The sequence below is a fragment of the uncultured Rothia sp. genome, from assembly GCF_963555405.1.
GTDB lineage: Bacteria > Actinomycetota > Actinomycetes > Actinomycetales > Micrococcaceae > Rothia.
Map to the genome: position 1 here is coordinate 88,734 of NZ_CAUVVO010000001.1, position 22,857 is coordinate 111,590.

The window sequence follows — 22,857 nt, forward strand, 5'->3', positions numbered from 1 at the left end:
TTCCGGGGCAGGAGATGAGAGGTCTGCACCGGGAGGGGCGAGAATCCCCAGTATGTCCCGAAGGGTCGGTGTGAGGACCGGCCCGGGTGTGATAGTGAGTTGAGTGATGATTGATGCGGCGTGAGCCCCTGCATGAGGGCTTGCGCCGCATCGTCTTTTAACTGTGATCCGGATGCGGGAGGCGCTGGCGGAGAGCACCCTGCGCCCCGGCTACTTCCCTTTTAGCATGCGGTAAGACGACGGTGCTACGAGCAGCAGGTGGCTGGCTGGGTTATGGTGAAGTCATGAGGATTATTTCTGCTGTTTTCGCTCTTGTTGGCGCGCTGCCGGTCATGCCTGCGGCGGTGGCGTCTTCGCTGGACGGCGCAACCCGCCTGTACGCGCTACTTTTGTTTGTTCTCATCTGTGCGGCAGTGGCGTTGTTCGCGTCGTTGAGCCCGTCGCGCCGTCGCGCTCGTGAGATTAGGCGGCAGGTGTTGCAACAGCAGCAACAGAATCAGTCGATGAATCAGCAGGTACCGCCTCAGCAGGCACCCAATCAGCAAGTACCCCCTCAGCAGGTGCAGGGCGCTGTGAGCTACCCGATGCACTACCAGCCGAAGCCGGCACAGCCCGGCAGTAGCGATCAGCAGTCGGCACAGAGCCCGGTGCAGCCCCCGCTCCCCCAGAACCAGGCACAGCCCCCGCTCCCCCAGCAGGATCAGGTTGCCGAAGCTCAGCAGGCTCAGGTACCCTCACCTCAGCCTCCTCAGCCGGTGGCGGCACCGTCCCCGCTGGAGCCAATGCAGGCGGGCGGTGCCTCCGGTTCATCTTCGGTGCAGAACCATTCAGCAGAAAGCCAGGAGCAGCAGAGCATGCCCCAGAACACCCCGGCGCAGCCTGAAGAGCACCCGCAGCAGGAGACCACCCATCAGGCGCCCAAGAGTAACCCGGCACAGAGTAACCCGGCGCCTTCCGACCCGTTCTCTTTGAGCACCAACTTCAAGCTCATTCCTCCCCTAGAGAATGCGCAGCGCAGCCGCTACCCCATGGTGCTTTCTGTCAGTAAATCTGAGGATGAAGTCTTTGCGCTGCCGTCGATTAGCGGTGTGCCGCAGCATCTGCTGGTCGGCACGCAGGAGAATCATGTTCCGCTGAATCAGCGTCAGCGCTGGGAGCAGGTCGAGATCCTGGAGAACTACCTCATGCGTGCGGTCATGAACCTGCAGACGCTGGAGCGCGCGCAGGTGTCCCCGCTGCACAGCTTCAAGGAGACTGCCCAGGCTGACCGCGCGGTACTTGCCGCCGAGCTGGAAGAGACCATCCGGAAGTCTCGGCTGAAGCTGAGCGGGGCGCTGGAGTTCTATACGTCCCTTCCTCGTCTGGCGGAGGCTCCGAGTTCTTTCGCTTTTGCCCGTGATCGTGCGCTCTCCCTGAGCGCCACCATCATTGACCTGACGGAGCAGTGCTTTGAGCGTACGTTCCGGTGGCGTCTGCTGGAGGATACTCTCCCGGATTCTTTGAGCGACCGCCTGTACGCGGTGCGTTATCTGCGTGAGAGTGCCCAGAAGCTGGCGGCTTTTGTGGAACTGAGCGATTTTGACCGCGCTATGCAGCTTGCCGAAACCTGGAAAAAGACGGCCCGCAAGGATTCGAAGATTGATGAGGGCAAGCTCTGGAATGAGATGACCGAAGTCGCCTTTGACGTTCTGCCCGAGTTGCGAGAGCGGGCGTTGAAGGGTGTGCAGTCTACGCTGGAGTTTAGCGAGCTTTTCTACCGTTCCGGCGATGATGGTACGCACCGTATGCTCCACCCGGAACAGCTGAGCGAGTTTGAGCTCAAGGGCGTGCAGTCCACGCTGGAAGAGCGCCTGGAGAAGGTGCGTCTTGAGCTTCAGGATGCGGAGTTCTGCGCCGCGGTCTTGAGCTTGCAGGCGCAGGCCGTCATTGAGCTTCTGGAGGAGCTTCTGCAGGTTGAGCAGGACGGCGTTCTGGCGGAGGTTGTGACCGATTTGCGGGCGCTTGCTCATTACTCGCCGCACCTTGCTGAGCTGCCCATCGAAACGTTGATGTACAGGCGCGAACAGTACGCCCCCGATGGGGAGGATTTGCCGACCATCGGCGAGCGCATCCGTTCCCTCTCGAGTGTTCCCGAGGTTCTGGCGTTCGTGCGCTACGAGGGCACCAAGCTTCTGGTGGGCGTCTCGGATCCGTATAAGGCGTTTTCCGGGGAAGGCTCCTTCGAGGGTCTGCTTTCGGAGGAGATGAAGTTATCTCCCATGCCGCTGTCGGTGTTGCGCACCCATTCGCGGCTTCTGCAGCAGGTGCTTCGCCTGCAGAATCTGCGTTTAAAGCTCGTGTGGGTGAGCAGCTGTAGCGGCTACATGCCCTTGAGCCTGGTTGAGCGGTATTACGTCGGCCCTTCTGCCGGGGATGAGGTTTTGAAGGAGCTGACCGAAAATACTGAGGCGCTCGCTGAGCTTCTGGACGCCCGCTCCAGCTCTCGAGAGTATAGGGGCCGTGACGTGCCGGTCCCACGCATCCTGTGGTCACAGATGCGGAAGCAGGCAGAACGCAGTTCTAGGTTGCTGAATACGGTGCAGTTCTTGGGCTGGATGTTCGCCTCGTCGTCGCGGGTGCAGGTGGTGAACGGCATAGCACAGAGTATCCACGATGTTGATGCCGCGGAGGTAGTGGAGCATCTGATGAGCAATCTGCAGATTGCGCGTCGGCGCTAATCGACTGAATAGCCGGTGAGCCGGGGTCTGGTGTGAGGCTAGACCCCGGCTTTCCTATATACCGGCTTTCCTGTATAAACCCTGGGAAGTCGGTAAACGGTCGGCAAACAGCGGCGCAATATTCTCGTATCTGTGCCGTTGTGCCCCTGTGCCACCGCTACACTAATAATGTGACCAGCACTAAGGTGTGCGATGAACAAGCACGCCGTGAAGTGCAGGTCCGTTCATACTTCACGACAACGGAGGAAAGACCATGACCGAGCACGCCTTTGCGCGTCAGATTCGTCCCGCACGCCCTCGCCTGCGCACTATCTTGGGTGCCACAGTGCTGGCGGCAGGTCTTTCTTGTGCACCGGTGGTTTTGCCGGCTGGTTCTGCATTTTTGAGCACGTCGGCGCAGGCTGCTGACCCGATGCAGATTACGGGCACCACCGTGTATGATTCCACGAACTCTTTGGGTGATACCGCTACCCTGAAGTCTAAGATTTCGGCCCTGTCGAAGAAGCACAACGTGGATTTGCACGTGGTGGTGATCGATAAGTTTGAGAACCCGTCTACTTCTTCGAGCTGGACGAAGGCGCTGGCTACGAAGAACAACTGGGGTTCTGCCGATGTGGTGCTGGTGATTGCTACTGAGACTCGCCAGGCGTATTTCTTGGCGGGTAGCACGAAGACCCTGTCGAGCGATCAGCAGACGAAGGTGTACCAGAACTACATCAAGCCGAAGCTGCAGAATAGCGATTATTCGGGTGCGGCTCTTGCCGCGGTTGAGGGTATCGAGGCGCAGAAGGGCGGTAGCTCTTCTGGCGTGGTGACCGGTGTGCTCGGTGTGGGTGCAGCGGCGACCGTGGGTGCCGGCGGTTATGCGATGTACCGTCGCCGTAAGAAGAAGAACACTCAGCAGCAGCCTCAGCGTTCCTACGGTGCGCCTCGTAACTACTCCCCCATTCCGGAGGTTCCGCTGGAGGAGCTGCGTACCCGCGCCGGTAGCGCCCTGCTGCAGGCTGATACCACGATGAGCCATGCGAAGCAGGAGCTGGAGTTTGCGCGTGCCCAGTACACTGACCAGCAGGTCGCTGAGTTCGCTCAGGAGATTGCGCGCGCTGAGGATCTGATGCGTAAGTCCTTCCAGCGTCAGCAGCTTCTGACCGACAGCATTCCCGATACTGAGGCTGAGCAGCGTGCGTGGCTGACTGAGATTATCGATAATTCTCAGGAAGTCACCCGCATTGCTCAGGAGCAGGACGCTAAGCTGGCTCAGCTGCGCAACCTGGAGCAGGAGGCACCGCAGGCTATTGAGGCTCTGGCTCAGCGCCTGCCGCAGCTGCGTGCCTCGGTAGAGGAGATTGCCGCCCAGTACCGCGCAATGAAGGAGCGTTACCTGCCCAGCGCGCTGGAGCCCATTTCGAAGACCCCCACCCTGCTGGACTCGAACATGGTGTTGTGCGCTGCGGAGCTTGAGAAGGCCCAGGCGACCGTTAATACCGCCCGTTCGGAGGCGGTTGCTCACCTGCGCACCGCTGAGGAAGCCGCCTCGCAGATTCAGGCTCTGGGTGCTGCGGTCAATACCCGCGCGCAGGAGCTGGAGCAGGCTCAGCTGGGCCTGAGCACCGACCTGCTGAGCATTCAGCGTGACGTGGCTGAGGCGAAGAGCCTCGCGGCATCTCAGCGTCGCGATGATTTGGGTGCGGTCGCCGCCGGTATGGAGGCAGTGCTCAACCAGGTCAACCAGAGCGCTTCGGCTCGCCCGAACGACCCGCTGACTCTGGCGAACCAGTTGCGTCAGCTCTCTGCCGAGCTGGATAAGGCAATGACGAATATGCGTGCTACCCGCGAGCGTTCCCGTGCGGCGGAGCAGAACCTGGATCGTACGATGCGTTCTGCGTACGCTGCGGTGAACGGTGCGCGTAGCTACATCAACAACCGCCGCGCTGCGGTCGGCCCGATGACTCTGACCGCTGTTTCTGAGGCGGAGCGTCACCTGGGTCAGGCTCAGCGTCTGGCTCCTTCGGATCCGCTGAACGCGATGAAGGAAGCCAACATGGCTATCCAGAAGGCGACCGATGCACAGAACCGCGCGCAGAGCGAGGTCGGCAACTACTACAACAACCAGAACGACCGAGGCGGTAGCGGCTTCGGTGGTGACCTGGCGAAGGGCCTGCTGCTGGGCGCTCTGATGACCGCCATTAACTCCGGCACGAGTAGCTGGGGTAGCAGTGGCGGTAGTAGCGGCGGCAGCTGGGGCGGCGGTGGCGGCTTCAGCGGTGGAGGCGGCGATTGGGGTAGCGGCGGCGGTGACGGCGGTAGCTTCTAACCCCCTCCACTAACGTTCCTGTCGGCTGGTTTCTGTAGGCGTTTCTACAGGCTGACCGGCGGGGTACGTAGCTCACCTCACCACTTTCTTCCCCAGTTGGAAAGCACCCGAGGCAATTTACCAAAAGTTTAGGTTGCAGAAATCAGGCGTGCATCATTTTCACAGCATGCACCCAGAAATCTGCCACATAATTAGTTATACGGGCACGGCTCACGAGGAGCGTAGTGCTCCCCCGCAGCCCGTTGAACAGAAAGTAGGAGATTATGGCTAAGCAGACCATCTTCGGCCGTATTGCACAGCTCGCTAAGGCAAACATCAACGCTCTGATTGATGCAGCTGAGGACCCGGAGAAGATGCTGGACCAGATGGTCCGTGACTACACCAACAACATCCGCGAGGCGGAGGCTGCAGTAGCACAGACCATCGGCAACCTGCGACTGCTCGAAAAGGACCACGCTGAGGACGTCAAGACCGCTCAGGAGTGGGGCACCAAGGCTCTGGCAGCATCTAACAAGGCTGATGAGTTCCGCGCAGCTGGCGACGTTGCCAACGCTGACAAGTTCGACAACCTCGCTAAGATTGCTCTGAACAAGCAGCTGCTGGCTGAGAAGGCTGCACAGGCTGTTGAGCCTCAGCTGGCTTCTCAGACTCAGGTTGTCAACCAGCTCAAGGACGGCCTGGAGAAGATGCGCTCCAAGCTTGAAGAGGTCAAGTACAAGCGCGATGAGCTGACCGCACGTCAGAAGACTGCAGCAGCTCAGACCCAGGTGAACGACGCTCTGAAGGCGTTCGACGTTCTGGACCCGACCAGCGAGATGAGCCGCTTCGAAGAGAAGGTTCGCCGCGAAGAGGCACGCGTCATCGGTCAGCAGGAGCTGGCAGCTTCCTCCCTGGACGCTCAGTTCAACACCCTGGACCAGATGGAGCGCGACACCGAGCTGGACGCTCGCCTCGCCGCTCTGAAGGCAAAGAACGCTCCGGCAGCTCCGGAGCCCCTGGCTGTGGAAGCTCCCACCCAGACCCTCTAAGCCTGGGACCTTCTAAGCCTGGTCTAGCGTATAGCTTCTTGGGCTAAACCTATAAAGAACCGCCCCGTTCCTGAATTTCAGGAGCGGGGCGGTTCTTTATGCGTTAAGGGGTGCGAGCCTAGTTCGCGTAAATGTACAGGTAGCCTGCCATAGCGGCGCGGGTGATGGCTGCCGAGGAGGTCGAGCCGGTACCGATACCGTTGGAGGCAGCCCAAGCCAGAGCCTGGGACGCGTAGCCGCCCTGAGCCTGTGCCGGGGAGCCAGCCGCACGGTACATGAACTCAGCCATGGTGGACTCGGTGACGGCCTCCAGGGGGCGGAAGTCGCTACCGCTGATGCCCTGCTGGCTCAGCCAGAAAATCTCCTTGTACGCGGGGTGGTTGGCCGGAACGTCGTTGAACGGCGAAACAGCCGGTGCGTTCACGGCGGGGCGACCAGCCACGCGGTACAGGTAGGTTGCCAGCTGCGCACGGTTGACCGACGCGTTCGGGCGGAAGGTGCCGTCCGCGAAGCCGAGCATGATGCGGTGGTCAGAGTTCCAGCTGATCTCGTTGTAGTTCGGGTTCGAGTCGGACAGGTCGCTGTAGCCCAGCGCGGGGGTCTTGCCCGCGAAGTCCAGGGAGGACGCCAGGATGTGCGGCAGGTCGTAGTCGTGGTGGCTGAAGCCGTCAATCAGCTTCACGCGGGCGTTGGAGAAGCCAGCGCCCAGGTATGCGTTGTAGCCGGACTCAACCGCGCCTCGTGCGCTCCAGGTGACGGGGTTGGTGTTACCGGAGGTGTCATTAGCGCCAACCCACCAGTACATCGGGGATGCCTTGGTGGTTGCGTCAGCGTCCACGGAGCCGTCCGAGTCGCCGCCTGCGACCATGATGGAGCCACCGCCGTTACGCCAGGAGGTGTTGTGGTCGGTCAGCTCGTAGGTGATGAACTCAGCACCACCGGAGTAGCCCATGGTCCACACCTGGGAAGCGTCCAGATTGTTCTGGTTGATGAAGGACTTCGCGAAGGAGCGGAAGAACTCACCGTTGGCGTCCATGTCTTCCCACCAGGTGATGCCGTCACCGGATGCGTTGGTGTCCGGGGAGATGATCGGCACGAAGACCATGTTGCGGGCGTTAGCGATCTTGCCCATTGCCGCGAGCATGCCCTCATCGGGGGTGTAGACCTTGGACTCGTTACGCTGCCAGTAGTCACCGTCGAAGTAGAAGACCACGCCAACGGGCTTGGAGTAGTCCAGGTTGTTCGCGTACACGTGGTACTGGGAGGTGGTGCCCGCCGGGGAGGTGTAGCTCTGGTAGGTTGCGGAGCTCATGGTGCGGGCGCGCTGGGTGTTCTGCTTCTGCTCAGACTTCTGTTCGGTCTTCTGCTCAGCCTTCTGCTCGGCCTTGGGAGCGGCGGTTGCCTTGCCCTTGGTCAGCGAGTTGCTCAGAATCTGCGAGAAGTTGTAGTCGAAGTGGCCCGAGCCGTTCAGAACGGTCGCGGAAGCGTTGGTGTAGCCGGCGTTGCGGTAGGCGTTGTAGCCACCCTCAACGGCGCCTCGTGCGCTCCAGGTCTGCGGGTAGGTCTCGCCGGTGCCGTCGTTCGAGTTTGCGTACCAGAACATGGGCTGGGACTTCAGCGCTGCGGAGGGGGTGCCCTCATCCAGGCCACCGCCGGCAACCATGATGGAGCCGCCGCCGTTGCGCCAGGTCTGGGGCTTGGTGTTCAGCTCGTAGGTGATGAACTCGGCGCCACCGGAGTAGCCCATGGTCCACACGTTAGAGGAATCCACGCCGTTAGCCGCGATGAAGGAAGACGCGAAGGAGCGGAAGAACTCACCGTTGCGCTCCATGTCTTCCCACCAGGTCACGCCAGCATCGTAACGGTTAGCGTCCGGGGAGATCACGGGCACGAACAGCATGTTCTGTGCCGCTGCGGATGCAGCCATCTGAGCCAGCTCACCGGAGGGGTCGTAGACCTTGGACTGGTCGTTGCGCCAGTAGTCGCCGTCGAAGTAGAAGACCACGCCAACGGGCTTGGAGAAGTCCACGCCCTCAGCGTACACGTGGTACTGCGAGGTGGTGCCCGCCGGGGAGGTGTAGGACAGGAAAGTCTGGTTGGTGCGGGTTGCGGGAACGGTGCTGCCGGCAACGGTGGACTGTGCCGCCTGAGCGGTCTGCGCGGGCTGCGCGGCAGGGGTTGCAGCGCTCTGGGTAGCTGCGGGAGCCTGGGTAGCTGCGGGAGCCTGGGTAGCTGCGGGGGTCTGTGCAACCTGTGCCAGGGTGGGCTGAGCGGAAGGCTGAGCCGCCTGTGCGGACTGGAAGGTAGCCGAGGGGGTTGTCTGCTGAGTTGCCTGGGCAGTGTAGGTCTTCTGGATGGGCTGAACCGCGGTCGTTGCGGGAGCCTGCTGAGTCTGCTTTGCCTGTTCTGCCTGCTGGCGGATCTGCACAGCAACCTGCGAGAGGGTGGGCTGCACGGTGGAGGTGAACAGGGACTTCGGAGCCTGGGTAGCTGCGCCGGGGATGTCCTGAACGACGGGTGCGAATGCGGAAGCGGGTGCTACCAGGGTGCTACCGAGCACGGAGGGTACGGCGATGGCTGCGAGAGAGCCAGCCTTAACGGTGCGGGGGCGAAGTGCCATGGGTTGTCCTCGTTGTTGGTGTTTCGTGGGGCGCGGACGCCCGAGAGTGGTTGAGTGATAGGTGGTCTATAGGTGAGAAGCCTATAGGCGGTCGGCCTGCGAATGTGATGCCGCATGGAGCAAGTCCAGTAACCGTCCCGTGTGTGTTGCGGGGGTTTCCTCGTGTGATGGAGGGGTGCAGTATTCATTTCGGAGAGCTACGCGGCGGACCGCGGTGACCACGTACTCAAAGCTACCAGGTCAAAAAGCCTTTTCCAGCGGTTTTTTGGGGCTATTTTTGGGTATCGAACAAGATTCAATCTTAACAAGAGCTTTTTCTAAGCTTCTAGTTTAACTTGAATCACCCTCAAGTAGAGGTTGAATGGGCTATTTTTCCTTGATTTTCCGGGGTTTTTGAGCGTTTTTTGAAAGAGTTTCAAAAAACTCTACAATTAACTTGAATGTTTCGTATGTGATTACAATCACTTTCAGAGTGAATTGTTGCACTCGAAGCCCAATTTTTGCCAAAAACCGCGGAATTCCGGGGCAAAACGGGTGATTTCCAAGCCCGGAATATAGGCACCTTTCGCATATTCCACTTTGAGAATGCACTTTGAGGCAAAAACAGCCCCCTCGCCACTCTCCCACCCAGGCATCCTATCGGACCCCTCATCACGCTCTTGAGACCCGCCCCAGAGCCCCCTTCAGGACCCCTTTCAGATCCCCTTTCAAGGAGCTCAAAAGCAGCGTCTCAAGAAGGCGTAACCACCCTCCAGCAACCGCTCGGAAGTGACTCCACCACCCCCATGGGCACACCCGCTTGAAGCCCCGATAGACGGACTGAGGAATACCTCGAAAGACGCATCGGGAGACGTTCCGAAACCAGTCCAGGGTACTTTCACGACGGTTCTATGAAATTCCGTGAGGAGGTTTCAAGAGGGGTTTCGAGAGGCCGAAAGATCCACCTCAAGCACCCCGGAAGGGGCAGCAGGCTGCCCCCCCCCCATCAGTCTCCCCGAAGCACCGCCCCGACAAGGTTCAGAAGACCCCCTCCGCAGATTACAGAAGGCAGGAGATACGGAGAGGCAGGAGATATAAAGAAAGCCGCCCAGCAGGCGGCAGAAAGGTAGCACAAGAAGAAGAAAAGTAGGCGGCAAATGAAGACAGGTCGCCGACAGGAAAGGTGCAGGAAGGTGGCGAAAGAAGGCAGACCGGCGGTCGGAAGGTGACGGGAGGACAGCAGAAGGAGACAGGTCGGCGGGAGTACGGGTTTTAGGGAATAAAAAAACTCCCGATAGCTAAGCTATCGGGAGTTATCCGTTGCGGGGACAGGATTTGAACCTGCGACCTCCGGGGTTTTTACTAACGTCGGTGAAACGTGCATAGCTATACTTCACTTGGAAAAGCGTATGTGAGGATAGCTGCACTTCCAACGGATAGGTTTCCAAGTGACGGCAAAGCGAAGTCAGCGTTTGCTAAACTGTTCTATCGAATCCCAGTTTGAGATCGGTCCTTGCAAGTTCCACACCTTCGTTTTATTCCGCTATCACGAAGGCTATTTCCGGCTCTTCCGAGTTGAGTGTGGGTGACCAGGTATTGGTCGGGGGTTGTGGGTAGAGGTCGAGGTCCTTGATGATGAGCGGACTTCTACCACCGCGATCTTCAAAGGACCTCCTGTTGACTTCTTACCGTGACGGATCATGGGGCAGCCACACACAGAGCACGATGCAGTATTCACAGGAACGAGGCAAACACGACCAACTGAAAGAGTGACTTTCCCGCACCAGAAAGCCGAAAAGTCACCCAACCAGCAACACGTAGTGTCCAATAACCCAGAAAGAAAGCTCTCCCTGGAAGCCACTGAGGCTTCCAGGGAGAGCAGTCAGAGAGTGCGAAAGACGAATACACCGCTATCAAGCGTGAGGCGGCCGATGGGGGAGTCGTAGGTGGCGAGCGCCGGATCAGAATTGCTCGGGGTGATCGCGGTAGGCATACGCCCACACTGTCACGGCGACAGTCACAGCGCGAGTCCACGCGTCACGGACAGCGTCCAGTTCTGCGCCCTCGAAGCCCTCCGCCAGGAGACGGTGCCCGACCTCCACAGTCGGCGCGATGAAGGCGAGCACGTAGCGCAGAGGCACGAATGGCGTCGAGTCCGCCCCATCCGCCGCGTTCTTCGCCGCGGTCATGTGTCGAGCTCCGATCAGGTACTGGTAGTCCAACCACGCCTGATCCCGCTCGCGCGTGCACATGTCGATGATCCACTGGGCGAATCGGGGCTTTGACGCCTGCGCGTACTCGGGGTTCGGCTGTCCATCCGGATGCGCGGAATGTGCTGCCAGGTAGGTCTTTTGAGCCAAAATCCCGCGCCACGTGTCGACCATTTCCATGGCATGCGGCGCCAGGATGGGTTCTGCTCGCGCGAGCAGCTCTGCGTCACCGGGCTGGACGTGCGCGGCGGCCTCAATCTGGCGTAGATCCTCGAGTGTGAGCGGAGACGTGGGGACGGCATCGGTGCCGTAGGTGTACCCCGACGAGTGGTCGTAAGCGGTCATGCGAACCTCCTTGAACTTATGCGTCAATTGTAGAACGTGCTCTTGCTCAGCTCAAGTCCTGTGGAGTGGTGTAATCGTTTTGTGTCCTTCGGGTTGGGTTATGCGCTGAGTTGGAGTGGGGTGTCCTCCTGTTGGGTGGGTTGTGGTGTGAGTCGTGATTTGGTGAGGATGTCGAGGCTGAGGTAGCGTCGGCCTTCGGCCCATTCGTCGTTTTGTTCGGCGAGGACGGCTCCGACGAGGCGGATGATTGCGTGGCGGTTGGGGAAGATTCCCACGGTGTCGGTGCGGCGGCGGATTTCGCGGTTGAGGCGTTCGTTGGGGTTGTTGGACCAGATCTGGGTCCATACCCCGGTGGGGAAGGACGCGAAGGCGAGGACGTCTGCCCTGGCTTGATCGAGGTGGTCACACACGGCGGGGAGCTTGTCGTTCACGTAGTCCAAGAGCCGGTCGTATTGTGCGTTGACCGATGCGGCGTCGGGCTGGTCGTACACCGAGTGCAGCATCGCTTTGACAGCAGGCCATAGTGCTTTGGGGGTGACCGACATGAGATTAGCGGCGTAGTGGGTGCGGCATCGTTGCCAAGTGGCTCCGGGTAGGTTGGCGGCGATGGCTTCGACCAGGCCCAGATGCGCGTCGCTGGTGACCAGGCGCACGCCGGTGAGGCCTCGGGCGACCAGGTCGGCGAAGAACTCGTTCCACGCCGGGCCGGTCTCGCTGGTGGATACGCGCACCCCCAGTACTTCGCGGTGTCCGTCATTGTTGACTCCGGTGGCAACCAGGACCGCGCACGAGACGACGCGTCCTCCTTCGCGTACTTTCATGGTCAGTGCGTCAGCGGCGACGAAGGTGAAAGGCCCGGCATCGTGGAGGGGCCGGTTGCGGAACTGATCCACGTGTTCGTCGAGGTCTGTTGCCATCCGTGAGACCTGGGACTTCGATAGTCCTGTGATCCCCAGGGTTTTGACGAGCTTGTCCATGCGGCGTGTGGATACTCCCGCTAAGTAGCAGTCAGCAACCACTGTGATCAAGGCGTTTTCGGAGCGTTTGCGCCGTTGCAGTAACCATTCTGGGAAGTAGGTGCCTGAGCGCAGCTTGGGGATCGCCACGTCGATGGTGCCGACCCTGGTGTCCAGGGGCCGGTAGCGATACCCGTTGCGCCTGGTGTGACGCTGCGGATCTTGTTGACCCCACTGGGCCCCGCACACGGTGTCAGCGTCCGCTGATAGCAACGCGTTGATCACGTGCTGGAGCAGGGAACGCATCAAATCTGGGGACGCCTGGGATAACGCCTCGCCAAGCAGGCCAGCAGGGTCGATAATATGAGGAGCGGTCATCGTTGTGCCTCCAAATCGTTTCGAGTCAGAAGTAGAAGAGCTTTCTCGAAGGATCACACGGTGACCGCACCCATCACAAGCAACGGGCCGATCACCACACGGTTACACCACTATGCGGGACGCTACTCTTTCACCGCTTAGTTACCGCCTGTTTGAGGCTAAGCGGTATATCGAAAACGTTGGTATATCAGTCAAAACATGGTGTGTTGCCGCCTCTACCGCCTAATTTCTAAAAAGTGTACACGCGAGTGTTCATCTTCCTACATATGCGTGTGTATATATAAAAGTTTTCGGTTTTAGGCGGTGAAGGCGGTAAAGGGTTGGGATTCGGTTGAGATACGAGGGAAAATGCTATACCGCTTTTGCATTTTCAGGCGGTAAACAGCCGGTATCAACGCCGATTAGGCGGTGAAAATCCTCCTCTGCAACCTCCCTCCCACGAGATCATGCACGAGCGAAGATAGTCATACGCCCCGAAGGGGCGTTGGATGATAGTCCTCGATGTTGGGTGATAGTCCCCCCTCCCCCCACCTCGACGACGGGCCTGAGTTTGGCTGAAAGGTAGGGAATAACATAGGGATTCGGTCTCGTCAGGGCAAAACAAAACCCGGTATCTCAGCGACTTTTCGTTGAGATACCGGGTTTTTCTGGTAGCGGGGACAGGATTTGAACCTGCGACCTCCGGGTTATGAGCCCGGCGAGCTACCGAACTGCTCCACCCCGCGGCGACTCATACAACTATACAGACCCCAAACCGGGCATGCAAGCCAAAAACGCGATTTGTAACCAAGCACACAAAAATAGGGGCTGTTGGGTAGAAAGCAGTTGGGTAGAAAGCAGTTGGGTAGGAATAGGGGCTACGGGGCAGTGCCAGGGGTAGAACATACAGGAACGGGGTGGAAGCGATACACTTCCACCCCGTTCCGTCAGAGACCGCTAGAGGTAGTCAGTAGGAGCCGTATCCAGTGCAGGCCCCGGTTCTAGAGCGAGGACGCTAGACCCGTGGACATCCGATCCGTGAGCATCCGGTATGCGCTACTCCCCCGCCGCCTCAGGCATCCTAGTGAGAAGTCGAAAGGCTCGCGCTGGGCTTAGCGCTAGCCGCTGCGCTCGGAGCCGCCGAGGCGCTGGGCGCTGCCGATGCAGAAGCCTTAGCGGACGCCGTGCTCTGCGCCTCCTCAGCCTCCAGAGCCTTCTTCACGGCTGCTTCCAGACGCTTCTGAGCCTCACCGTAGGCAGCCCAGTCGCCCTTCTTCATCGCCGCATCAGCATCGGTCATCGCCTTCGAGGCATCCGTCAGAGCCTGCTTCAGCTCCGAAGACTGCGAAGCCGAAGAACCTCCGGTCGAAGCACCCGAAGAACCAGAGGAGCCGGAGGCAGAAGCCGAGGGGCTAGCCGCCGAACCGTCCAGCTTCGCGCCCGAGGAGCCGCCGAACACCTGGTTCAGCGCCTCCTCCAGAGTCGGAGCGAAACCGACCTTATCACCGAAGCTCACCAGCACACGCTGCAGACGCGGGTACTTAGCGTCACCGCTCGACTGCACGTACACCGGCTGAACGTACAACATGCCGCCGCCCACCGGCAGAGTCAGCATATTGCCGTTAATAACCTCAGAGGAACCACGGCGCAACAGGTTCAGCTGGTTCGACACCTCAGCGTCAGAGTTGAAAATATTCTGAGCCTGGCCGGGGCCGGGAACCACCGAAGAACGCGGCAACTCCAGCAGACGCAACTTGCCGTAATCGGGGCTACGCTCGCCGTCCTTACCGGTACCGGCATCACCATTAGCGGCAAGGAAGCCGTACATCACGTTACGAGAGTTCGAATCGCTCTGCTGAGGAATGAACGTGGTCGTCAACGAGAAGTGCGCACGAGAATCCCCCGGCATCTGCAGGGACAGGTAGTAGGGCGAAATCGGCTGGTTACGATCATTAGTCGGGTCGTTCGGAATCGACCAGACATCGTCACCGGCGTAGAAGCTATTCGCGTTCGTCACGTGGTACTTATTCAGCATGGTGCGCTGAATATTGAACATGTCAGTCGGGTAACGCACGTGGCTCATCAGCGAAGCGTTCATCTCACGGTAGCTCTTCACCGTGCCAGGGAAAACGCCCTGCCATGCCTTCAGCACCGGATCCTCCTCATCCCACGCGTACAGGGTCACCGAACCGTCGTACGCGTCCACGGTAGCCTTCACCGAGTTACGGATGTAGTTCACCGAGTTAGAACGCTGAGCACCCGCAGCGGTTGCCGCATCCTGGGAGCTACCCTGCGCGTAGGGGAACTGATCGCTCGTGGTGTAAGCATCCACAATCCACTGCACGCGATTATTCACAATCGCCGGGTACGGCTTAGAATCCACGCTCAGGTACGGCGCCACCTTACGCACACGATCCAGCGGGTTACGTTCGTACAGAATCTGCGAGCCCTCACGCACCGCATCCGACAGCAGAATGTCAGAGGACTGGAACTTAATCGCGTAGGACAGGCGAGCCAGCAGCGAATCAACGCGAGGACCACCGTAACCGGTGAAGGTGTACTTCGCATCGGAGGCGTTGGTTTCGTCAGCAGAAAGCGGACGGTCCAGCTCCAGGGTGTCACCCTTACCGCCCACAATCGAATACTCCGGCGAGCTCGTGCCGAAGTAAATACGCGGCTCGTAATCCTCGCTCAGGGTACCGGTCGCCTTAATACCGGACTGCAAGAACTTCGGGTTACCCGCAGAATCCACCTGGTTACCATAGGCGGCAATCACACCGTAACCGTGGGTGTACACCACGTGGCGGTTATACCAAGAATCGCCGCTCGTCTGTGCCGGGTTCAGCTCACGCGCGGCAAGCACCGTATCCTGCGTGGTGTTACCCACCGCATAGCGGTCCACCGACAGCTGCGAATCGAAACGATAGTACGGGCGGAACTGCTGCATCTGAGCAAACGCCGAGGACACAACATTCGGATCCAACAGACGAATATTCGCAATGGTCGCACTCGAAGAGCTCAACGCACCCGCACGAGTATCAATCGTCGCGTCATACGGGGTCGTCTCAATCTTGTCCAGACCGTACGCGTAACGGGTCGCATCAATATTGCGCTGAATGAACTTCGACTGAGCACCCTGCTCATTCGGAACCACCTGGAAACGCTGAACAATCCACGGGTACAGGCCGCCAGCAACCAGAGCAACAACCACCAGCATCGCGGTGCTAATCAGCGGCAGACGCCAACGATTCATCGACGCCGCCACCACAAACATGACAGCCACCAGCAGAGCAGAAATCGCCAAAATAGCGTTCACCGGGATCGACGAGTTCACGTCCGTGTACATTGCACCAGCCCAGCGGCCCACCTGCTGCTGAGTCGACGAATAGCGATCCAGCCAGAAGCTCACCGCACGAGTCAGCAAGAACGCAGCCGCCACAACCGCCGCATGCCGACGGAACGCCACAGTGGTGCTCACACCGCCCGGCTGCACCTTAATACCGCCGTAGAAGTAGTGCATAAACAGACCCGCAAGCGCCGACAGCACCACAGCGGAGGTCACCAGAGTCACCACCATGCGGAAGAACGGCAACGCAAACAGGAAGAAACCGTAATCCAGACCAAACTCGGGGTCAGTCTTACCGAAGGACTGCTGGTTGAAGAACAGGGCAACCGTGCTCCACTGGGTCATCGTCGCCGAAGCAATGAACAGACCCAGCAGCAGCGGAACCACAATCAGCAGAACCTTACGCGCTTTATCCACACTCTCGTGGTAGCGGCGCATGCTCTCCTCAGCACGCTGCTGACCAAACACGTCACGCAGCATCTGCTCGGCAGCATCCGTGCCGCTGGTCGGCACGCTCTGATTCGGGTTCGGCGCCTCCTGCGGCTTCTTCTCGGACGCGGGCGCCACATCAGCATGACGGACCGCATACGACATCGAAGCCCACAGCGGCACAGAAACCACCAGGGCAGCCACCACAAACACGGCGGCCTTCAAAAGAATCTGGGTAGTGAACACGGTGCTATAACCCAGCTGATCAAACCACAGCCAGTCCGTGTACACCTGAGACGCACCCACAAAAGCGGCAATAAGCACCGCCACCACAGCAATCGTCACCCGCAAGGGGCTACGACGCTTAGGCGTGGACTTCTTCGGCTTGGGATGCGCGGTGTTATTGGTCGACTCAGACACAATTCCTCGCTCATCATACGTTCAGAGAAAATAACTGCCTTTAAGTATCTCAGAGGTACAGCAGAAGGGCAGAATGAGGCGTAAGCCGGGTGAAATATATGAGGGCGCGCCCGCTGATGAGGACAGAGAAGAGGTGGCAGAACAGCCCCGGTACCGTATGTACCGGGGCTGTTCTGACGTTATAGGGGTTGTGGTTGCGCCGCTAGGAACCGCGATTAGGAACCGCAGCGGGGCAGGGAATCATCCGGGGTGCCGGACTTAATCGCCTCTACGGTCTTTACCGCCTCGTCCAGGGTTGAGACAGGGACTACCACCATCTCACCCTTGACCTGGCCTGCGTGATAGTAGTTGAACAGGTCGGGGTCCTGCGCCTGCATCTTCACAATCGAATCGCAGTTCTCCTTCGGCGCCAGGAAGTAGCGCGCACCGTAACGGCCCGTCGCCAGAATCTTGTACTTGATACCGCCAATCGCGCCAACCTTACCGTTCGCATCAATCGTGCCGGTACCCGAAATGTAGCTGCGGTACGGGTCGCCGCCGGCGTCCTCATCGGCGAGCAGAGTACCCTCACTCAGCTTATCGACCGTGCCCAGCGCCAGCATCAGACCCGCGCTCGGACCGCCCACGCCATCCAGGTTGTACTGCACGTGCGCCGGCAGGTCATAGCTCTGCTTCAGACCAGCGCCCAGAATCCAGCGGCTGTTGTCGCTCGAACGAACCGGGGTCAGTTTAAACGTCTGCTGCTTGCCGTCACGTTCCACGGTCACGTCAATCGGAGAACCGTTCGAGGCGTTCACCACCTTCGGAACATCGGTGAGGGTCTCAATCTGCTTGTCCCCCACCTTCACGATGCGATCGTCACCCTTCAGCACGCTCGCCGCAGGGGAACCCTCCACCGTGGTCAGCACCTCGACCTTCTCGGTCACGGGCATCTTCAACTGACGCATCGCCGCGACCTTCGCCTGAGTCTGCGAATCAGCCATCTGCGCGCCGGTCGCCGCCGTCGCCTGCTCATGGCTCACATGCGGGTACAGGGCGTCGGTCGGCACCACGAGGCTACGGTTACCGTCAAACGCCAACCAGCCGTAGAACGCTTCCGCACCGGACAGCTCAGTGTACGGGCCACCCGAAACCGACACCGTGGTCATATTCATCTTGCCGAACGTCTTATAACTGGGCGCGCCCGAGACCTCAATGACGTCCTTCTCCTGGTAGGTTCCGAGCACGTCAAAGAGCGGGCCGGGGCCCTCCTTCACATAGGAGCTGGGCAGAACAAAAGCACCAGCCAGCAGGGCGCAGGTCGCCACAGCACTGACCGAACGCAAGTTCACGCGGCGCGGCGCAAAACGCGAACGGCGCTTAGCCGTCTTCTCGGTACTCTTCACGCTCGCGGAGGCAGCGTTCGGCTGCTGCTCAGCATCGGATGCGGGGGTGGGCTTAGTCATGGTTTCTACAGTACCGGATAAACCGGCTTTTCAGCACGCGGGCGGGCATCCTAACCCCGCTAAAAATAGAGCAACCACGGGGCGTTCACTTTCTTACCCCCCCCCGCGCATTGTCAGCACCCCGCGGTTACAGCGGCACGAAAAGCTCCCAAACACCCGCCCCGAAGACAAGCTTGTGAGCCCTCAGCTGATTAAGCCGCCTCCACAGCGGTGGCGCGGGAAATTCTCAGCAAAAATCGGTAGGCTGGACAGCGAGCGGGCCAGCTACGCCCACCCCCGGATTACGAAAGGCTTCACATGTCTGAGAACCCCACCGGCGGCGCCTCCAACGAGCGCGACCCCCTCGAAGAATTCATTAAGAAGATGCAGGAGCAGGGCTTCGACCCCTCCGCAGGGGCAACCGGCCAGGGCGGCAAGGGCGCCTCCTCCAACGCGCAGAACCCCTTCGGCGCGCTCTTCGGCGAAGGCGGCCAGAACCCCTTCGGCATCAGCATCGACCCCGAAGACCTGAAGAACATGGGCATGAGCTTCGACCCCGCCATGATGCAGAGCATGTTCGCGCAGGTACAGGCAATGTTCTCCGGCGCGGGTGCATCCGACAGCCCCAGCGGCGTGAACTGGGACAGCGTGAAGAACCAGACCCGCCAGATGCTCGCCGCCAAGGGTGAAGACCCCTCCGTACCCGAAAACCTCAAGCGTGCCGTAGAAGACGCGGCGAACCTCGCAGACCTCTGGCTGGATGCCGTAACCACCATTGAGCGCCACAACCACCCGGTGCAGGCATGGTCCAAGGCGGAATGGGTTGAGCATTCCTTCGACTCCTGGCGCGAAATGGTCGAGCCGGTCGCAGCCGAAGTCACCCAGTCCATGGTCATGCCCGGCGCACCCGAAGACGTGCCCGAAGAGATTTCTCAGATCTTCAACAGCGGCTTCCTGAACAATATTGGTTCCGTGATTTTTGGTGCGCAGATGGCGCAGGCGCTCGCGCAGCTCGCCGGTCAGGTGTACTCCTCCACCGACGTGGGCTTCCCCCTCGCGCCGGGCTCCTCCGCACTGCTGCCCAACGGCTATCAGCAGCTCGCCGAGAACATTGAGGTGCCCCCGCAGGAGGTCCTGCTCTACCTTGCCGTGCGTGAATCCGCGCTGATTCGCCTGCACAAGGCAAACCCCTGGCTGCGTGAAGACCTGGTTCAGCTTGTGGCACGCTACGCCCGCGGTATCCGCGTGGACATGAACCGCATGCAGGACGCCGCATCCCAGGTGGACATGAGCAACCCCGAGGCCGTACAGGAGGCCTTCGAAGGCGGCATGTTCAGCCCCCAGCGCACCGAAGACCAGGAACTCGCGGTGCAGCGTCTGGAGGGTCTGCTCGCCCTCATCGAAGGTTGGGTATCCGTCGTAACCGAGGATGCGACCCGCAACCTGCCCAAGGCACCACAGCTGACCGAAATCATGGCGCGCCGCCGCATCGACGGCGGCCCCAGCGAGCAGGTCTTCGAGAACCTGGTCGGACTGGAGCTGCGCCCGCGCCTGGTGCGTGAGGCACAGCAGTTCTGGCGCTGGTACGAAAACTCCCACGGCATTGAGGCGCGCGACGGCCTCTGGGACACCCCGGAGACCCTGCCCACCCCCGCCGAGCTGGAAGACTTCACCGCATACGATGCGCGCATGAACGAAATCAGCCTGGACGACGTGGACTTCGACTCGGAGCTGCAGAAGCTGCTGGACGGCGGCTTCGGCGACGCGCCCGAAGAAAAGTAAACCGGCGGGAAGTAGCAGGATTCTGCGCCGCGAAAAGTAAATAGCTGACACCGTAAAGCGGGGGTGGCTTGTGAATGTACAAGCCACCCCCGCTTTAGCGTTTGAGTTGGTTTTTGCTTATTTGATTTTCGGGGAGCGCATTAGCCGGCGCTGTTCTGCTCGCCCTCAGCACGTTCGCTTTCAGCACGCGAGCGCCCCAGCGCGTACCCCTCCAGGTAGGCTTGCGCCCGCAGCAGCTGCGGGTAGCGCGCCTCCAGGGCACGGAATGCCGCCGAATGGTTCGGCTGCAGCAGGTGGCAGAGCTCGTGGTGAATCACCGAGTCCAGCACGTACTCGGGCACGCCCTGCAGCTCCGAGGAGATGCGAATCTGCGTGTTCGCGTAGGTCGCCGAGCCCCAGCGCTGACGCTGATTCGTCACCCAACGAATCGACAGTTTCTCCAACCTGCCCGAGGCGACCAGCTCCGGCAGGTGCTTCTGCGCCAGGTACAGCGCGCGGGAGCGCAGGTACTCGTCCGTGACCGTCAGCTGCGTGGCACGCTCACGGCGGGCGGCACGACGCTGGATACGCGGCAGCAGGCGGGCAATATGCTCGTCAATCTCTTCGCTCGTGCTCGCGGCGGGAATCAACAGGCGGTAGGCGGGGTTGCCGTGCGCGTCCTCGCCGTCGCGCTGCATGCTGATGGTGCGGGTGCGGCGCGCCGAACGGACCAGCTCAATCTGCGGGCGGTCCTCGGTGGCGGGCAGAATCTCACGTTTAAAACGCTGAGCCATAGTTTCCCCTTCCCTTCGACGAACGGCGGGGCTGGTTATACAAGGAGCCGGCGCCCTCAGCCCTGCGGCGGCGCTTCGCCGGATCAATATCGTCCAGGAAACGCGAGCGCTTACGCTGACCGCGACCGCCCACGGTGCGGGTCATGGTCCAGGTCAGCCACAGGTACTTGCGGGCGCGCGTAATACCCACGTACAGCAGGCGGCGCTCCTCGTCCACCTCATCCGGGGTGGTCGCGAAAGTAATCGGCATGAGGCCCTCGTTCAGACCGCACAGGAATACGGCGTCCCATTCCAGGCCCTTTGCCGCGTGCAGGGATGCGAGGGTTACGCCGTTGACCTGCGGTGCGTCGTTGAATTCGCTGCGGTGGTTCAGGGTCGCCACGACCTCGTGCATGGTCAAAGGTAGCGGCTCGGGAACGCCGGGGCGCGGGTTCGCGCGGTGCTCCTTCAGCTGCTCCTGACGATTCTGCGCCATCATGTCCACCATGTGCACCAGGGCGGCGAGGGACTCCCACTTCTGGCGGGTAGCGCCTCCGGAAAGGGGGCCTTCCTCCTTGTAGCCGAGGCCGCCGAGCACATCGCGGGTGTAGCGGGTGACGTCCTCGGTACCGTCCGTGGACTTCGCCGAACCGCGCAGGGCAAGCATTGCCTGCTTGACCTCGGGGCGTTCAAAGAAACGCTCCGCGCCACGCAGCTGATACGGAATGTGGGCGGCAGCCAGCGCAGACTCAATCGCCGCCGATTGGGCGTTCGTGCGGAACAGCACCGCAATCTCCGAAGGCACCACGCCGTCCTTCTCAATCAGGTCTCGGATATCCTCGGCAATGCCGGCGGCCTCCTGCTCGTCGTCCGCGTAACCGAACCACTCCACGTCCACGCCGGGACCGCGCTGAGACATCAGCTCCAGCGGCGGCGCCCAGGAGTGCGGGCTCGAATCAGGATGCGGGCGACGCGCCGCCAACAGACGGTTCGCGAGCTCCACCACCTGCGAATGGGAACGGTAGTCGCGGGTCAGCTTCACCGTATGCGCGCCACGGTACCGGCGCGGAAAATCCAGCAGGTAACGGCTAGTCGCGCCGGTGAAAGAGTAAATCGTCTGGGAGGCATCGCCCACCACGCAAATATCGTCGCGGCCACCCAGCCACACATCCAGCAGACGCTGCTGCAGCGGGGACACGTCCTGGTACTCGTCCACCACAAAATGGCGGTACTGGTTACGGACGGTCGCGGCAAGCTTCTCGTCCTCCTCCAGCATGGCGATGGTCAGCAGTAGAACGTCCTCAAAGTCGATGAGGTTACGCTCATCCTTCAAATCCTCATACGCCTGGAAAATACGCTGCATGTTCTGCGGGGTAATCGCCGAAGGCAGCTGCTTCTCACTCAGGCGCTGCATGATGGTGTCCGGGGTGAGCAGCTGAACCTTCGCCCACTCAATCAGCGACGCCAAATCACGTAGCAGGGAACGGTCCGTGCTGATACGCAGGCGGTTCGCCGCCTCCGTAATGAGAGTCGCCTTATTCTGCACGATGGACGGGAACGTACCGCCCACCACCTGCGGCCAGAAATACGCCAGCTGACGCAGTGCCGCCGAATGGAAGGTACGCGCCTGCACGCCGTGCGCGCCCAGCTGGTGCAGGCGGGTGCGCATCTCCTCCGCCGCGCGCAGGGTAAAGGTCAGGGCGAGCACGCGCGGGCCCTGGTAGCGGCCAGTCGCAATACCGTAGGCGATGCGGTGCGTAATCGCGCGAGTCTTACCGGTACCGGCACCCGCCAGCACGCGCATGGGGCCGTCCAGTTCGGTGGCAACCGCGCGCTGATCCGGGTCAAGCCCGGCAAGAATATCGTCTGCGGAGATCATATGCTGAGGCTGCTGAGGTGTGGCGGTCATAATGCTCCATCAGTAAGGCGGGCGGTACGGGCAGGCGGCAGGCGCTCGCGCTGGACATATGGATATGCGGGCGCGCGAGGCGGTGATAGCCGATCTTCCATTGTATTCTCCCAGACAGCACCGGGGCTTCTTAGCCGTCGCTTCTTTCATTCAGGGCGTGAGGCGCTACCTATCTGGGTGCGTGCAGGTAGAAGCACGGATAGAGGTGAGGGAAGAAGCGCAGGCGGAGGCGTTTGGGCTTGTCCACAAGTATCTTCACCACTTGGCAT

At 60.5% G+C, this 22,857-nt stretch carries 11 protein-coding genes and 1 tRNA gene; 4 read left to right on the plus strand and 8 right to left on the minus strand.

The genetic code is table 11. The features are described 5' to 3' along the window. Positions 1 to 284: 284 nt before the first annotated feature. From RWL87_RS00380 to RWL87_RS00390, 3 genes are all read left to right on the plus strand, one after another. Entirely contained in the window at positions 285 to 2,717 is a 2,433-nt protein-coding gene (locus RWL87_RS00380; protein WP_313968529.1) for a non-ribosomal peptide synthetase subunit, read from the plus strand. 253 nt (positions 2,718 to 2,970) lie between these two features. Further along, positions 2,971 to 5,031 carry a TPM domain-containing protein gene (locus RWL87_RS00385; RefSeq protein WP_313968530.1) on the plus strand — a complete coding sequence of 687 codons (2,061 nt, stop codon included), beginning with the start codon at positions 2,971 to 2,973 and terminating at the stop codon, positions 5,029 to 5,031. 263 nt (positions 5,032 to 5,294) lie between these two features. Beyond that, positions 5,295 to 6,059 carry a PspA/IM30 family protein gene (locus RWL87_RS00390; RefSeq protein WP_313968531.1) on the plus strand — a complete coding sequence of 255 codons (765 nt, stop codon included), beginning with the start codon at positions 5,295 to 5,297 and terminating at the stop codon, positions 6,057 to 6,059. 118 nt (positions 6,060 to 6,177) lie between these two features. On the opposite strand, the gene RWL87_RS00395 is transcribed toward RWL87_RS00390, so the two are convergent. The 6 genes from RWL87_RS00395 to RWL87_RS00420 form a co-directional block, all read right to left on the minus strand. Then, positions 6,178 to 8,679 (minus strand): S-layer homology domain-containing protein, encoded by a 2,502-nt coding sequence (locus RWL87_RS00395; protein WP_313968532.1) that lies wholly within the window; start codon positions 8,677 to 8,679, stop codon positions 6,178 to 6,180. 1,940 nt (positions 8,680 to 10,619) lie between these two features. After that, on the minus strand, positions 10,620 to 11,213 hold the full coding sequence (locus RWL87_RS00400) for a protoglobin domain-containing protein (RefSeq protein WP_005505324.1): 594 nt from the start codon (positions 11,211 to 11,213) through the stop codon (positions 10,620 to 10,622). Between the two features lie 98 nt (positions 11,214 to 11,311). Then, complete coding sequence (locus RWL87_RS00405; RefSeq protein WP_313968533.1) at positions 11,312 to 12,547, minus strand: IS256 family transposase; 1,236 nt, start codon at positions 12,545 to 12,547, stop codon at positions 11,312 to 11,314. 648 nt (positions 12,548 to 13,195) lie between these two features. Then, a tRNA-Met gene (locus tag RWL87_RS00410) sits at positions 13,196 to 13,272 on the minus strand. Between the two features lie 335 nt (positions 13,273 to 13,607). Further along, positions 13,608 to 16,721 (minus strand): UPF0182 family protein, encoded by a 3,114-nt coding sequence (locus RWL87_RS00415; RefSeq protein WP_313968534.1) that lies wholly within the window; start codon positions 16,719 to 16,721, stop codon positions 13,608 to 13,610. 215 nt (positions 16,722 to 16,936) lie between these two features. Next, on the minus strand, positions 16,937 to 18,166 hold the full coding sequence (locus RWL87_RS00420) for a PDZ domain-containing protein (RefSeq protein WP_313968535.1): 1,230 nt from the start codon (positions 18,164 to 18,166) through the stop codon (positions 16,937 to 16,939). A 297-nt stretch (positions 18,167 to 18,463) separates the two neighbouring features. On the opposite strand from RWL87_RS00420, the gene RWL87_RS00425 reads away from it, so the two are divergent. Next, positions 18,464 to 19,927, plus strand: coding sequence for a zinc-dependent metalloprotease (locus RWL87_RS00425; RefSeq protein WP_313968536.1), 1,464 nt, complete (start codon positions 18,464 to 18,466; stop codon positions 19,925 to 19,927). Between the two features lie 140 nt (positions 19,928 to 20,067). Here RWL87_RS00425 and RWL87_RS00430 read toward each other — a convergent pair whose 3' ends face one another. Beyond that, entirely contained in the window at positions 20,068 to 20,700 is a 633-nt protein-coding gene (locus RWL87_RS00430; RefSeq protein WP_313968537.1) for a M48 family metallopeptidase, read from the minus strand. Then, positions 20,684 to 22,588 carry an ATP-dependent helicase gene (locus tag RWL87_RS00435; RefSeq protein WP_313968538.1) on the minus strand — a complete coding sequence of 635 codons (1,905 nt, stop codon included), beginning with the start codon at positions 22,586 to 22,588 and terminating at the stop codon, positions 20,684 to 20,686. The genes RWL87_RS00430 and RWL87_RS00435 overlap by 17 nt, the downstream gene beginning before the upstream one ends. Positions 22,589 to 22,857: the final 269 nt, after the last annotated feature.

What these genes read in the sequence shown, in the direction of transcription:
- RWL87_RS00380 (WP_313968529.1), top strand. Translation starts at nt 285, where the DNA reads ATGAGGATTATTTCTGCTGTTTTCGCTCTTGTTGGCGCGCTGCCGGTC.
- RWL87_RS00385 (WP_313968530.1), top strand. Translation starts at nt 2,971, where the DNA reads ATGACCGAGCACGCCTTTGCGCGTCAGATTCGTCCCGCACGCCCTCGC.
- RWL87_RS00390 (WP_313968531.1), top strand. Translation starts at nt 5,295, where the DNA reads ATGGCTAAGCAGACCATCTTCGGCCGTATTGCACAGCTCGCTAAGGCA.
- RWL87_RS00395 (WP_313968532.1), bottom strand. Translation starts at nt 8,679, where the DNA reads ATGGCACTTCGCCCCCGCACCGTTAAGGCTGGCTCTCTCGCAGCCATC.
- RWL87_RS00400 (WP_005505324.1), bottom strand. Translation starts at nt 11,213, where the DNA reads ATGACCGCTTACGACCACTCGTCGGGGTACACCTACGGCACCGATGCC.
- RWL87_RS00405 (WP_313968533.1), bottom strand. Translation starts at nt 12,547, where the DNA reads ATGACCGCTCCTCATATTATCGACCCTGCTGGCCTGCTTGGCGAGGCG.
- RWL87_RS00420 (WP_313968535.1), bottom strand. Translation starts at nt 18,166, where the DNA reads ATGACTAAGCCCACCCCCGCATCCGATGCTGAGCAGCAGCCGAACGCT.
- RWL87_RS00425 (WP_313968536.1), top strand. Translation starts at nt 18,464, where the DNA reads ATGTCTGAGAACCCCACCGGCGGCGCCTCCAACGAGCGCGACCCCCTC.
- RWL87_RS00430 (WP_313968537.1), bottom strand. Translation starts at nt 20,700, where the DNA reads ATGGCTCAGCGTTTTAAACGTGAGATTCTGCCCGCCACCGAGGACCGC.
- RWL87_RS00435 (WP_313968538.1), bottom strand. Translation starts at nt 22,588, where the DNA reads ATGACCGCCACACCTCAGCAGCCTCAGCATATGATCTCCGCAGACGAT.